Consider the following 13,681-nt stretch of genomic DNA (forward strand, 5'->3'; position numbering starts at 1 on the left):
TCTCCTTAATTCGCTCGCTGGCCTCCCATGGGGCCAGCGGGAGTCTCAATCATTGGGGTGTACAGAGGTGTCTCCAGCTTTGCTCCGCGATGCTCTCCTGTACGCACGGCGCGAGCCTTGCCCATGTGCAGTCCACCAACGATCAGATCCGACGGCTCGTGGCGGGCAATCGGAAGCCGAAGCACACTGCCTGTTTCAAGAGAATGGATCTGGCTGGCGCGCAAACGTATGGCGGGAAGCTGAAGCTGTACCTCCACACGCGAGCCAGCAATCAACTCTCGCATCCTTGCTGCTGATTCCCTGGACCTTCGCCTGGGCCGGTCGCCCTCAGAGATCAATCTCCGAAGAATTGCATTGAGAACAACCGCTGGAAGACAGAGATTCACGACCCCCTGCATCTCCGGCATTCTCACCTCGAAGCTGACACATAAAGTTTTTTCGCCAAGCGTCATCGTCCTCGCTGCCTGTGCCTCGGTCTCGCGCTTTTCGAAAGCAAACTCCAGTCCTACTGACTGCCAGGCAAGCGTCAGCTCCTGAACTATCATCTCGATCACCGATCGCATGATCGCCTCTTCGATATCGGTAGGTTCTCGCCTGTTTGCAGCACGCCCGACTCCTCCAAGCAGGACATCAACGATGGGAGCTACCAGCGCGAGGTCCAGCTCCAGCAAGCCAACGGCTCCCAGCGGCTCCAAACGTAAAGAGCAGATATAAGCCATGGCCGACAACCGCTCAAGAAACTCGCTGAAGGGGAGTTGTTCGCCGGCCACAAGCTTTACTCGAAACGACATTCGCAGCCAGGTCCCCATCGAGTGCATCAGGTTCCTCGCGAAGAGGTCGTTTACGGTGGTGATGGCCCTCATCTGATCGTTGCTGATCTGGCCTGCCTGGCTGAACAGATACTTCTCCGGACCTTTCTCTACCTCAACCTTGTCAGCCTTCGCAGAGGCATTGGCTGCGGCAAATAATGCATCAATATCTTCCTGCCCAAGTTTCTTTTCCATTACCTGCTCCTGGAGAAGTTACTCTTCTGTTTCAAACTCCTACCTACGGCCGACTTTGTCGTTTTGATGGAGTCAGCTGGACGCAGCCCTGCGAGCGCGCTACGCAGCCGCAGTACTGCCGACGAGTGAATCTGCGAGACGCGCGATTCAACCACTCCCAGCGTCAGACCGATCTCGCGCATCGTCAGCTCCTCGTAGTAGTAGAGGGTAAGCACCATCCGCTCTTTCTCGGGCAGATCTTCAATCGCATCCGCCAGGCGCTGTTTCATCTCGCCCTTGAGACACCGAAACAGCGGATCGTCCTCCGGCGAGCCTGGAATGTAAGCCAGCTCCTCATCCCCTGAGTCCTCAGAGCGCTCAATGTGCAGGCTGCCAATCTCCAATCCTTTGAGATCGCCGAGCAGCTGCTGATACTCCGCCAGCGATAGCTTCATCTCTGCGGCAATCTCCTGCTCCGTAGGGGCGCGGTGCAGACGTTGCGTGAGCGCGCGAATGGCTTCTTCCACGGCTCTTCCCTTCCTCCTTAGCTCGCGGGGACTCCAATCGAGCGTGCGCAGTGAATCCAGGATGGCTCCGCGAATCCGGAACTGGGCGTAGCTTTTGAACTGCACCTTCTTGCTGTGATCGAACTTGGAGAGCGCATCGATCAGTCCCACAACACCTGCGGATACAAGATCATCGAGATCCACGTGCTGCGGCAGGCGTTCATGAATGCGGCGGGCAATGTACCGGACCGCTGGAAGGTGCTCCATCAGGAGCATGTCTCGTTCGGTCGCAGCGGTATCGCTCTCACTCTTCTGCCCTGCACCGGTCTTCTCTGCGGTGAAAGACTTGCTTGCAGGCATCGCCTTCGCCTCCTCGTTCTCTTCACCAAGCCACTCTGGCCTGCACACGCCTGGTTCCATCAGATTCACTGAAATCGACCGTGCTGCACTCATCTCCACCTCCATCGCTCAACTCACTTCCTCATTCGGCTGCTACCCAACAGTGCCGATACTCTTCACCCGTATCTCGGGAGGAATCTCCACGGGGGAGAGAACGGTCACCTTAGGGAGGAATGGCTCCAGCCAGCGCCGGACGTGATATCGCGCCGGACTCGGACATAGGAGCACGGGAAGGGCCGAACCGGAGGAAGCTCCGATTAGCCGTTTCACAGAATCCACAAGGCTCCGCAGAAAATCCGCAGGCATTCCTCCGGAGCGCGCGCCATCACCAAGCAATAGATTGGCCCCCTGCGGATCGAACGTGCCTATGAGTTCGTTCTCGATTCTCTGATCGAGCATCAGAACCTTCAGTCCGCCATCGCTATCGAGCAGCGGATGCACGAGTCCCCGACCCAGCATCTGACGTACAGCCTCGACCAGGTGAACCAGATTTTTGGATTGCTGCGCAGCCTCGACCAGCGCCTCGAGAATCGTACCCAAGTCACGTATCGACACCTGTTCGCGCAGCAATTGCTGCAGGACACGCTGAACCTCTCCAAGCGCGAGCAACTTAGGCACAAGCTCTTCGACCAGCTTCGGATGACTTTCACTCATGCTGTCCAAAAGACGCTTGACCTCCTGGCGTCCCAGAAGCTCGTGTGCGTGCCGGCGAATCAGTTCTCCCAGATGCGTTCCGATCACCGTCGTCTGATCGACCACGGAGTAGCCCGCTGCGAGCGCCTGCTCTTCTAAACCAGGCTGAATCCAGCGCGCGTTAACCCCAAACGCCGGTTCCCTTGTCTCGACGCCGGGAAGCGGCCGGGCCTTGGGATCTGCATTCACCGCCAGAAGACAGTTCTGCTCCGTCTGCCAGCGCGCAACCTCTACTCCGCGGAGGTTTACGACATACTCCCGCGGCTTGAGCCGCAGATTGTCCGTAATGTGGACCGAAGGAACGATGAAGCCGAGTTCCGTTGCCAGATGCCGGCGAAGCGCACGAACCCTGTTCAGCATCTGCCCGCCCTGCTTCTCGTCGACCAGCGGAATTAGCTGAAAGCCTATCTCCAAGGTCAGCTCATCAATCTTAAGGAGCGAAGCAAGATTCTCGCCTGCCGCGGCCTCCACGCCCTTTGCCGTTCCTGTCGCTGCTGCTTCGATCTCTGCAGCTGTCGCCTCAGGCTGAGTAGCGGGCAGCTTGCGTGCCAGCAGCGCCACGCCCGCAGCCATCAACACGAATGCAAGCTTGGGGAGCCCGGGAACGAGTGCAAGCGCAATCAGTACGCCGCACGCAATCCACAGCGTATTCCTTCCCTTCAGGAGCTGGGCGCCCAGCTCCTGATCGAGAGCACCGGATGAAGAAGCTCGCGTAAGAACCATGCCACCGGCGACCGAGACAAGCAGGCTGGGGATCATCGTGACCAGGCCGTCTCCAACGGTAAGAATGGTATAGGTCTTTACCGCAGTGGCGACATCCGCGCCGTGCTGAACGACACCGATCAACAAGCCCGCAACGATGTTGATCACCGTAATCAGGATCGTGGCCATCGAATCGCGCTGGTTGAAGCGCGCCGCACCGTCCATCGCTCCATAGAACTCGGCCTCGCGAGCAATTGCCTGCCGGCGCTTGCGGGCCTGCTGCTCGTCGATCAGACCGGCGTTCATGTCTGCATCGATCGCCATCTGTTTGCCGGGAAGAGCATCCAGTGTGAACCGGGCGGTAACCTCGGCCGTGCGCACGGCTCCGTGGCTGACGACCAGAAATTGAATCGCGATCAACGCCAGGAACAACACGAAGCCGACGACATAGTTTCCGCCAACGACGAACTGTCCAAATGCCTCAATCACCGAACCCGCGGCAGCGGTTCCCTCGTGTCCATGCAGAAGAATCCGGCGGCTCGACGCCAGGTTCAGCGAGAGCCGGAACAGTGTGAGCAAAAGCAGCAGTGTGGGAAAGACGGAAAAGTCTACCGCCCGCCGCACCTGCACCGCTGTCAGAAACACGATCACTGAGGCCGTGATCGAGAGAGCGAGCAGCAGGTCCAGAACAAAGCTCGGTATAGGAATCAGCATCACGAAGACGACGCTGATTGCTGCTACCGGCAGCAGATAAGCTTGTAACTTTGCAGGAGACCAGGAGCCAGCCCCTGTCTTCTTTGCACTCACATTCCACCTCCAACACCACGCATTCCAGAGACCATCGCAGGCGTGTAGCCGATCATGGTCCGGTTCGACTCCGCCTGTCGCTGCCGTCGCACACGCTCCTCCACCTTTTGCCGATAGAGATAGGCAAGGATTCCCGCCACAGCGGAATAAAGTTCAAACGGAATAGACTGGCCGGGCTCCGCCATGCGGTAAAGACTTCTGGCAAGCGGCGGATTTTCAACGATGGGAATGCCAGCCCACTTGGCCTCTTCACGGATCTCCGCAGCGGACAGGTCACGTCCTTTGGCCAGCACAACGGGAGCCTGCATCGTCTCAAAGCTGAACTCCAGCGCAACGGCGTAATGCGTGGGATTGGTAATCACTACGCTTGCCCTGGACATATCGGCTTTCACCTTGCGTCTCCGCATCGCATGCTGAATCTGACGAATCTTCCCTTTGATCTCGGGATTACCCATCGAGTCCTTCAGCTCCTCGCGGATCTCCTGCTTGCTCATCTTCAGCCGCTGGTTCCAGCTTCTCCATTCAATGGCATAGTCCAGGGCAGACCAGGCGAGCATGATCCATGCGGCGTCGAGCGCAAGGTCATATGCTCCAGCGAAGGTCGACGGCAGACGGACCATGCTCAGTGCGGGCATCGACAACATATTCCGGCCGAGAGTCTTCCACCCGAGTGCCACCATGACAGTCGCTGGAAGGAGGGACTTCACCAGCCGCATCACCTGCCGAAGGCTGAAGAGATTCTTTAAGTTTTCCCACGGATTGACACGGGAAAACTTCAGCTGCAGCGTGACCGGGTAGATCCTGAGGCCGCCGTTCTGCGCGATGCCTGCCATCAACGCACTTCCGAAGCTTGCCATCAAGATCAAGCCGATCGGCAACCATGCAGGCTGAATCATGTGGCGCAACGACTCGATCCACTGGCGCTCCCCGCCTGTTTCACCAATCGTCGCCGACCGCAGACTGGCAAGATAGACCTGGCCCCAGGCGCCAGTGAATCCGTGAGATGTCGCTCCGATCATCAACACTCCCCCAAGCATGGCCATCGACGACAACAGCTCGCGGCTGTGGACGCCGTCTCCTTTATCGAGAGCCTTCTTCTTGCGTTGTGGAGTCGCCTTCTCTGTCGCTTCGCCGCTCATGCGTTCCCTATCAGCTTTCCCGCAGCATCAAGCAATGCGGTAAAGTGGCCTTCAATCCATCCCGGCCAAACCGCAAGGCTGGCTACAAGGACGCCGAACGAGATCAGTGTCTTCAGCGGAATTCCAAGTACCATGGCTGGAAGCTGCGGAGCCATTCGGCCGACGAGCGCCACCGTGATCTCGACGATCATGGCCGCGGCAATCACGGGAGCCGCGAGCTGCAGGCCGGCCAGGAAGATTCCTCCGGCCATCGCGGCAAGCGCTGCGCCCGTCCTTGCCTGAATAAAGGCATGGCCCACCGGGACCGTGCGAAAACTGCGCACCATGGCAGCCAACATCGTTCTGTCGAGGCCGGCGCCGATCAGAACCAGCGTGCCCAGCCAGCCAAGCAGCTGTCCGAGGACGGGCGTCTCGATCTTCGAGTTCGGATCGAGCAGATTCACCAGCGAGAAGCTGAACTGCATCCCCAGCAGGGTTCCTGCAAACAGGAGAGCCTCGTTGAGCATCATCAAAGAAACTCCGAAGACAAGTCCCACGCCAATCTCTCCCAACACGGCCATCATGTCCAGAGATGGCCGCGCGTCGGGCACCACCGCCACAGCGGGTGCAACCAGAATCGTCACAGCAAAGACGAATCCTGCTTTAATCCGAGGAGCGATGGCAGCTGACGAAAAGACAGGGGCGAAGACCATCAGGCCGCTGACACGAATCATCACCAGAAGCGCCACGGCAAGAAATTGCGGCCAATCACGGATCGGAAAACTTAGATCGGTCATCGTTATCCCAGGTAGCGATGGAAGTCGTGGAACAGCCGAATGGTGTATGCGACGGTCCGATGAATCATCCACGGCAACGTGATCATCGAAATGGCGAAGACTACGATCAGCCTTGGGACAGCCGTAAGCGTCTGCTCCTGTACGCCGGTGAGTGTCTGAGCAAGGCTTACAAGCAGACTGATGAGACATGCGCTCACCAGTAACGGGGCGCTTAGCAACATCGCCTCTATCAGAAGCCTCCTGATCATCTCTACTGTCTGATCCGGTCCCATCTCTTCTCCTGTCGATCTTTAAAAACTCTTAATCAGCTGGCCTGCCAGCAGGTTCCATCCATCCACCATCACGAACAGCAGAATCTTCAGTGGAGTCGAGATCACCACGGGCGGCAGCTGCATCATCCCGATGGAGGTTGTTACGCTGGCTACGACTAGATCCACCAGAAGGAATGGAAGAAACAGAACAGCTCCGATCTGGAAGCCGGCCTTCAACTCGCTGAGCATGTACGCCGGTACGACGACCTGGATCGGAAGGTCCTCTTTGCTTCTAGGTCGTGCACTCATGGCTGCGGAGGCGAAGACCGCGAGGTCTTTCTCACGCGCGTAGCGCAGCATGTACTGTTTGACCGGCTGCACTCCGCGGATCATCGCCTCCTCGCCGGAGATGACCCCGGCGCGATAGGGCGAGATCGCCTGTTGCTCAACCTGCAACAGGACAGGAGTCATCAAAAACCATGTCATCATAAGACCCAGCCCCATCAGCACCTGATTCGATGGAGCGGTTTGCGTTCCCAGCGCCTGCCGGAGGAAGTGAAATACGACGAGCAGGCGGACCATGGGGGTTACAGACAGCAGGATCGCCGGTATCAACGTGAGCAGCGTCAGTCCTATGACAATCGACCATGGCACGCTATGGTTCGTCTTCAGAGCATCTTCAATCGACTCGGCCGCATGTGCAGCAGCGGTTGCTGGCTGACTAAAATCAGTTGCCGTCTGCCGTGAGTTCCGTCTAGCGACACTTGTCTTTCTAGAGGTGACACGCGCAGCGGGGGGACGGCTCTTCACCCCATAAGGCTGTGAACGATGAGAGGCAGGGCGATTCTGTGCGAGTACTGTCGTGCTCGTCAGGCATAGCAGCAGCAGGCTCCGCAATATAAGGCCTAATCGCATCGTGCTTCCCTGCCGATAGATCCTTCAGTGGGTTCCACCGGAAGGATCGTGCTGATCTGATCCAGTCCAACCCCTACCAGGAACTGTTGTCCTGCACACTGCACCAGCATCAGCTTCTGCTTGTTGTTCAGCGGCAGCGTCTCGATGACGCGCAGATGCTGAACGGAATCCTTCTTCGCCTGCCGATCTGTCCACCATTGCACCAGAGCTCCAGCGATGCCATGGTGATTGAGCTGTGGTGCTGTCCTTCCTGCCTGGGAAAATACCCGCATCTCCGTTCCACTCCGTCGCGCCGTCTCTATGCCAATCGTGTCAGCCGGACCATCAGATTCTGATCCACTACCTCGAACTCGCTCCAGGCCACGTGCACCCGTGCAGCATTCAGGGGGATGTCTTCGGTATGGGCCCAGGCGCTTTCGACGATCTGCCCGGCCTGCAGATGCACAAGATCCCGGATCTTGAATCCCGCGACAGGAATCGCAGCGCTCGTAAGAACCGTCATCTGAGATACCAGAGGCCACGAGGCGTGCTCTTCAATCCGCATCATCCACGGCCGCAGATCGACCGTCTCTGTAGTGCCTGCCGTCGAGGACTCAACAACCGTGCGCGACGCAATCGTTGCCAGTTCGTTCTCAGCCATCGTCGTCTCCAAACGGCCGCCGTCTATCGCTGCACCAGAAATTCGGTAAAGAACAGATCCGCCACCTGAAGCTGATGATTGTGCTCCGCGAAGGCTACCTTCAGCTCTGACTTCAGGCGGTCCTTGCCTCCAGGAGCCAGCAGTTGATCGGAGGTCTGCCTGCCCAGGACTGCAAGCGCCGTATCGCGCAACGCCGCATCTGTATCCCTGCCCTGAGGCTTTGCTTCCGGATTTTTCGCGTCCCTACCCTTCTCAATCGGCGTTTCCGCCACCTCAAGGGTGAGGCCCGCCCGCAAAAATGCGCTGCCTGATGGATCGGCAAGATTCACCAGCAACGGCTCAAGCGCCATCATGTGCGTCTTGACGGGAGTAGTCGGAGCGGCAGCAGGAGTCATGCTCACGTGGATCGGAACCTTCCCCGACCGGAGCACGTAGTACAGGACACCGCCTACTCCAGCGGTCGCGAACAGGACGCCAATTACAACTGCGATGAAGAGCGGAGCCAGTGGAATCTTCACGGGGTCAGACGCAATCTTTGCCTGGATGATAGGAGGTGTAGTAGCCATGATGTCTGCTCTTTGAGCAATCCGAAAGCCATCTTCGTCGACTACTTATTAGGAATTCTTTAGCTCCGGCCGATAAAAAAGGAGCGGCCGAAGCCGCCCCTTTGCTCGACACCTTCCGAAAGCTCTAACGGATCATCCCCAGCGTAGCCTGCGTGACCGAATCGAAGGTCGTGATGGTCTTCGAATTTGCCTCGAAGGAGCGCTGCGCTACGATCAGGTTGGCAAACTCCGTCGAGATATCCACATTCGACTGCTCGAGCGTAGAATCCTCGACCGTGCCGCGCCCGCCCGTTCCTGCAACGCCGACGACGGCGTCGCCGGAGGCTGCAGTCGTCTCAAAGGCATTGTGTCCCATGCGAACCAGGCCCTGCGTGTTGGTTACAGTCGCGACTGCGATCTGGCCGACGATCTGAGTATGGTTGTTATCGAACTTCGCCGTCACAAGACCGTTTTCGTCCACGGTGAACCCGGAGTAGTTGCCGCTGGCGTACCCGTCTTGTACCGAAGCGCCTGTGGTCGAAGGCGCCGTGGTCTGCGTGATGGTCGGGCTGCCTCCGCTGGCAAGGTTCCAGTTGAAGCTCAGATCGCTGGAACCGTCAGCCAGTCCCGGAAAGGTAATGTTGTTCACCGATCCGGAGGGCGCGGTGAGATTTCCGTTCGAATCGAAGGTCAGGGTGCCAGTGTTGTTGGTGGGTGCTCCCGTGGCTTCGCCAGCCGGCAGGTCCACGCTGTAATCCCACTGGTTCTGCGCGGTCTTCGTATAGGTAACCGTCATCGCATGGCTCTTTCCAAGCGAGTCATAGATCGTCACCGGTGTCGTAAATGAGGTTCCCACCGAAGCCGCGGCATTCAGATTCGCCGTGATCGAAATGTTCTGCGTAGCCTGGGCTGCCTGAGTGACGCCGACCGGCAACTGGATAGGAACAAGAGAAGCGTTGACGTTCACCACGCTATTGTTCGCAGGGTAGCCCATCACGCTGGCGCCAGAGGTTGTGATCAGATCTCCGCGCTGGCTCAACAGAAAGTCGCCGGCACGCGTCAATTGCTGCACTCCGTTCTGATTCACGACGAAGAATCCATTGCCGCTCAGGGCCATATCTTCGGACTTGCCGGTGGGGAGAAATGTTCCCTGGGTAAAGTCCGTCGAGGTACCGGAAACGCGGGTTCCCACGCCCACCTGCAAGGGATTATTCGAACCCGAAGTACCGATCTGCTGATAGAACAAGTCCTCAAACGTCGTGCCCTGATCCTTGTAGGCCGTCGTGTTCAGGTTGGCCAGATTATTGCCAATCGTATTCAGCGATGTCGTGTCGGCCTGAAGGCCGCTCAATGCAATTGAAAAAGATCCCATACCTTTTCTCCTTTTGATGAACCTGCTAACCTGATCTGCTTGTTTCGTGCGGAACGCAAACGCCATCAGGGCTCGTGTGCAACGAAAATACGTTAGCCTGTGATCGCGCTTTCAAACGTGCTGAGTCCCTGATTGATCTGGATCAGCTGCTGCAGGCTGTTTACGCCGACGAGTTGCTGAATGTATGCATTCGGGTCCGTGGGCTGCGTCGGATCCTGGTTCTTCAGTTCTGTGACCAGCAGCGTCAGAAAATCGTTCGACGTAATCGTTGAATTATCTGTCGAGCCGTTGTCGCCATTGCCGTTTGAAGCCTTTGCTTCGGCCGTGTGCGTCGTCTTCGGTGCAAGTGCCGTGGCAACGCGATTAGCCGCCTTGCTCTGTCCCGCCATTGCTCCTAACTGCGTCATATCCATCTCTCCACTCCTTTTCTCTATTACGCTCGTACGCTTAACCAACCGCCTGCGGATCCGAATCCACGTGGCAGCAGCAGATCTACATCCGCTTCCGGCACCAGTGGCGTCTGGCTGATACGAGCCTGCGAATGGCTCGCGCCCTGGCCGCCGCTACGTCCTGCATCTCCCCTGTGTGTATCCGGCGGGCCGCCATTCATGGCCTGGCCTCTGCCATCCCCCGATGTCTGGTTGGAAAACTCTGTCGGGTTATGAGGTGTATGGACGACGACAGAGCTCACACGAACCTGCTCCTGGTGCAGGTAGCTGGTCAATTGGGGAAGTTCACGCCGCAAGGCCTCTGTGCCTGCAGCAGAATTCGATGACATGGACGCGTGCACACTGCCATCACCCCCTATCTCAGCCCGCACCTTCAGCCAACCGTGGGTTCCTCCCGGAATGCCCACCTCCAGCGCCGTCGGTGTTGCGCTGATCGTGCCATGTTCCCCAGGCGCGTAGATCGTCTGCGATGCCGGAGAGTCGGGTGGCGGCATATGGGCCAGGTGGGCCGGCGCGGCAACCGCAATCTTGTCGGGTGGTTGCGGCGCCGGCGCATGCAACGTAGGCTGCAGTCCGCTGGCGCCAGCGACGGGCGCAGTCTGCAGCGCGGCATGAGATCTATCTTCAACCAGAGATTTGTCGTCACCGGCGGCGGTCTTACTCGCTGTCGCTTCGGTGAGAGTCCTGTTTTCGCGCAATGGAGCTTCGGCCGGTTTTCCTGATGTCTCGCCCGCCGTGATCCCAGGGGCACCAGGCGGCTTCAAGGCAGGCTGATCATGCGGCCCCTTCCGGGCGCTGTGTGCCGCCACAACCTTCCGTCCAGAAGGCATGACCGGCTCTACATCTACAGATGAGTTTTGCGAGCCCCGGTCCAGTACAGTCTGAGCTACGGCAGGCGCTGTCAGCACAGATCCTGCTGCCGCAATCGTCTGGACCATTCCAGGGCTATCGCCAGGAGAATTCTGTTGAAGCCGCTGGCCTTCGATTGGCGAGTGCTTTGAGTCCCGCTTTGTCTTGTGATGAGGAGTAACCTTCGCCCCCTTCTCTTTCACTGTGGCTGGACTGGAGGCTTTTACGCTGTGCTCTATCTTCTTGGTGGAATCGGTTTCCCTGTGATCTCTTCCGTTGGAGGCCGCAACTACAGGCTCTCGCGGAACACCTTCTTGCTCTGCAGATCTTTCTGCCTGTGCCTCACTCGATTCATCGAGAGCAGACGCTGGCCCATCGAGCTTTGAAATCTCCGCTACCTTGCCAGATGAAACCTTCTCTGGCGCATCGTTCTGTACAGGTGTAGCCGGAATGTCGTCCGAGGTCATGCCGGGGTTCGTGCTCTGTCCCGCAAGCGACACTTGCTCGTTGAGAACAGCAACTCCCTTTGTGACCAGCTTCAGACGTCCCGATAAAACCGCTTCGACTGGATGCCTCTCTGGCTCGCCAGCCATCTTCTGATCTGGCTTGCCCGCTTTTACGATAAGGATCTCGGGCTTGATCGGCTTTTCGCCCGCATCAGTGATCACCTTCGTCAGACTCTCTCCCAGACTCTCCGCGAAAGAGACCGTCGACACCCCCGCTACGGAGTGCCCAAGAGCCGGCGCGCTCTGCAGGCCTTCAATCCCAAGGATGGAGCATGCAATCTTCATGAGTCCCGTCTCCTCTTCCCTGAATGCATCTGTGATGCCAAACACGGTGGAGCCACATTAGGCGCGATTCATCCAGCAGTCGAATTCACTCTGCCGAGTTTTGCGCGCCGCTGCGCAAGAAAGCGATCGTCGGAAGCAGCCTGCATCCTTCGCTCATGTTCTATAGCGATCCGATGAAGCTCAGCTTCGATCAGGGTGTTCATCCGTTCGCTCCACAGGCGACTATCCGTGTAGCGAAGCTGTGCAAGCTCAAACGTCTCACGCCGTTGCCGAAGTGCAGGCTCTAGCTGCCTGTTCCTCTGGATCGCCATCTCCTCACGCACCGCGATCAGTGATCGGCCTAGCAGATCTTCCCCATACATCGCTTCGCGTTGCCGCACCCGTGCAGATTGCAGTGTTCCAATCTCTGCGCGAATCACCGACTCCACTTCGCTCACTTCATTGGCCGCCACCCTGGCCTCCAGTGAATGCATCTCCTCCATAAGGCCATACACCGCGCCGAGCCTCTTCAGAATCATCAACCGTGGCTGCATCATCACAGCACCATCGTCATCAGCCGCTCGACTGTGTCTTCCAGGCGTACCTTCTCTTCACTGCCTTGTTCGAGAAAGCTCCGCATTACCGGCATGGCCTGCATCGCGCGATCCAACTCTGGATCGGCGCCAGATCTGTAGGCCCCTATCCGGACCAGATCCTCCGACCGCGTGTGTGCAGCCAGAAGCCTACGCACCACCGCAGCCTGTTCCCGATGATCCCGACTCACCACTGCGGGCATCAGACGGCTTAACGAATCCAATACATTGACAGGCGGATACCATCCCGCAGATGCAAGCTGTCTCGACAGCACCACATGTCCATCTACAAAGGAACGCACGGAATCCACAACCGGATCCTGCTGATCGTCCCCTTCCATCAGAACCGTATAGAATGCGGTGATACTTCCGTGCTCAAAGTTCCCCACCCTCTCTACCAGCTTCGCCAGCTTTGTAAACACTGAAGGCGTGTACCCCTTGGTCGCCGGCGGCTCGCCCGCCGCCAGACCAATCTCGCGCGCTGCCATCGCATAGCGTGTCAGCGAATCCAGTACCAGCAGAACATGCCTTCCCTGACTCGCGTGATACTCCGCTACCGCCGTAGCTGCCAGCGCGGCGCGCATTCGCAGCAGCGGACTCTGGTCAGAGCTCGATACCAGCACGATGGCTCTCTTCATTCCTTCTTCGCCGAGCGAATCTTCCACGAACTCTCGCACCTCGCGTCCGCGTTCTCCAACCAGACCTACAACAGTAAGATCGGCAGCTGTGTTCCTCGTCATCATCCCGATCAACGTACTTTTTCCTACGCCGGATCCTCCGAAGATACCAATCCTCTGCCCCCGCCCGACGGTCAGCATGCCGTCCAGCACACGAACCCCCGTACTCATCGCCTCCCGAATCGGCACCCTCTGCATCGGGTGAGGGACTGCACCGTCCAGTGGCCACAGCTCACGCGGACGCAAAGCTGGAAGTCCATCGAGAGGAAGTCCCAGGGAATCGAGGACGCGGCCTTCCATGCCATCGCCCACAGCAATCCCGGGACTAATCCCGGTTGCCGCCAGCGCATCTCCATAGCGGATTCCGCGCGTCGCCTCCAGAGACATTGCCAGTACATTTCTTCCACGAAATCCGATCACTTCACCACGATGCCGCCTGCCGTCAGCATCCATAATTTCGCAGCACTCTCCAACCGAACACAACGGACCTTCGGATTCGATCGTCTGCCCGTTGGCCTCAATCACTCTCCCCGTCCAACGCCAGGGCGTCCCGCGCGCCATGTGCGCGAAGTAGGGCCTCAGCAGCTCTTCAACGTTTTCACACTCACTCTGCAT

General features: G+C 58.2%; 15 protein-coding genes. All 15 read right to left on the reverse strand.

The window, feature by feature from the left end; translation table 11 throughout:
- Positions 1-5: 5 nt before the first annotated feature.
- Positions 6-1,004: a flagellar motor switch protein FliM gene (locus GWR55_RS04890; RefSeq protein ID WP_162401253.1), complete on the reverse strand. Its 999-nt coding sequence runs from the start codon at positions 1,002-1,004 to the stop codon at positions 6-8.
- On the reverse strand, positions 1,004-1,942 hold the full coding sequence (locus GWR55_RS04895) for a sigma-70 family RNA polymerase sigma factor (protein ID WP_162401254.1): 939 nt from the start codon (positions 1,940-1,942) through the stop codon (positions 1,004-1,006). The genes GWR55_RS04890 and GWR55_RS04895 overlap by 1 nt, the downstream gene beginning before the upstream one ends.
- 39 nt (positions 1,943-1,981) lie before the next feature.
- On the reverse strand, positions 1,982-4,090 hold the full coding sequence (gene flhA / locus GWR55_RS04900) for a flagellar biosynthesis protein FlhA (RefSeq protein WP_162401255.1): 2,109 nt from the start codon (positions 4,088-4,090) through the stop codon (positions 1,982-1,984).
- Positions 4,087-5,229, reverse strand: coding sequence for a flagellar biosynthesis protein FlhB (locus GWR55_RS04905; RefSeq protein ID WP_162401256.1), 1,143 nt, complete (start codon positions 5,227-5,229; stop codon positions 4,087-4,089). The genes flhA and GWR55_RS04905 overlap by 4 nt, the downstream gene beginning before the upstream one ends.
- Positions 5,226-6,005, reverse strand: a complete 780-nt coding sequence (locus tag GWR55_RS04910) for a flagellar biosynthetic protein FliR (protein WP_162401257.1) — start codon at positions 6,003-6,005, stop codon at positions 5,226-5,228. Before GWR55_RS04910 ends, GWR55_RS04905 begins: the two co-directional genes overlap by 4 nt.
- A 2-nt stretch (positions 6,006-6,007) precedes the next feature.
- Positions 6,008-6,277, reverse strand: a complete 270-nt coding sequence (locus tag GWR55_RS04915) for a flagellar biosynthetic protein FliQ (protein WP_162401258.1) — start codon at positions 6,275-6,277, stop codon at positions 6,008-6,010.
- A gap of 18 nt (positions 6,278-6,295) precedes the next feature.
- Positions 6,296-6,910: a flagellar type III secretion system pore protein FliP gene (gene fliP, locus GWR55_RS04920; protein ID WP_238398651.1), complete on the reverse strand. Its 615-nt coding sequence runs from the start codon at positions 6,908-6,910 to the stop codon at positions 6,296-6,298.
- A gap of 251 nt (positions 6,911-7,161) precedes the next feature.
- The gene (locus tag GWR55_RS04925) at positions 7,162-7,443 is read right to left on the reverse strand and encodes a flagellar biosynthetic protein FliO (protein ID WP_162401259.1); all 282 of its coding nucleotides are present in this window, start codon (positions 7,441-7,443) and stop codon (positions 7,162-7,164) included.
- A 26-nt stretch (positions 7,444-7,469) separates the two neighbouring features.
- Positions 7,470-7,811, reverse strand: a complete 342-nt coding sequence (locus GWR55_RS04930) for a FliM/FliN family flagellar motor switch protein (protein WP_162401260.1) — start codon at positions 7,809-7,811, stop codon at positions 7,470-7,472.
- Positions 7,812-7,834: 23 nt separating this feature from the next.
- Positions 7,835-8,377, reverse strand: a complete 543-nt coding sequence (gene fliL / locus GWR55_RS04935; RefSeq protein ID WP_162401261.1) for a flagellar basal body-associated protein FliL — start codon at positions 8,375-8,377, stop codon at positions 7,835-7,837.
- A 124-nt stretch (positions 8,378-8,501) separates the two neighbouring features.
- Positions 8,502-9,728, reverse strand: coding sequence for a flagellar hook protein FlgE (locus GWR55_RS04940; RefSeq protein WP_162401262.1), 1,227 nt, complete (start codon positions 9,726-9,728; stop codon positions 8,502-8,504).
- Positions 9,729-9,820: 92 nt separating this feature from the next.
- A complete protein-coding gene (locus GWR55_RS04945; protein WP_238398652.1) occupies positions 9,821-10,141 on the reverse strand; it encodes a flagellar hook capping FlgD N-terminal domain-containing protein in 321 nt (106 codons plus the stop codon).
- A gap of 20 nt (positions 10,142-10,161) precedes the next feature.
- Positions 10,162-11,817, reverse strand: coding sequence for a hypothetical protein (locus GWR55_RS04950; protein ID WP_162401263.1), 1,656 nt, complete (start codon positions 11,815-11,817; stop codon positions 10,162-10,164).
- 68 nt (positions 11,818-11,885) lie between these two features.
- Positions 11,886-12,335: a hypothetical protein gene (locus tag GWR55_RS04955; RefSeq protein ID WP_162401264.1), complete on the reverse strand. Its 450-nt coding sequence runs from the start codon at positions 12,333-12,335 to the stop codon at positions 11,886-11,888.
- Positions 12,336-12,352: 17 nt separating this feature from the next.
- Complete coding sequence (locus GWR55_RS04960; RefSeq protein WP_162401265.1) at positions 12,353-13,681, reverse strand: FliI/YscN family ATPase; 1,329 nt, start codon at positions 13,679-13,681, stop codon at positions 12,353-12,355.

The sequence above is a fragment of the Edaphobacter sp. 12200R-103 genome (genome assembly GCF_010093025.1).
Lineage (GTDB): Bacteria > Acidobacteriota > Terriglobia > Terriglobales > Acidobacteriaceae > Edaphobacter.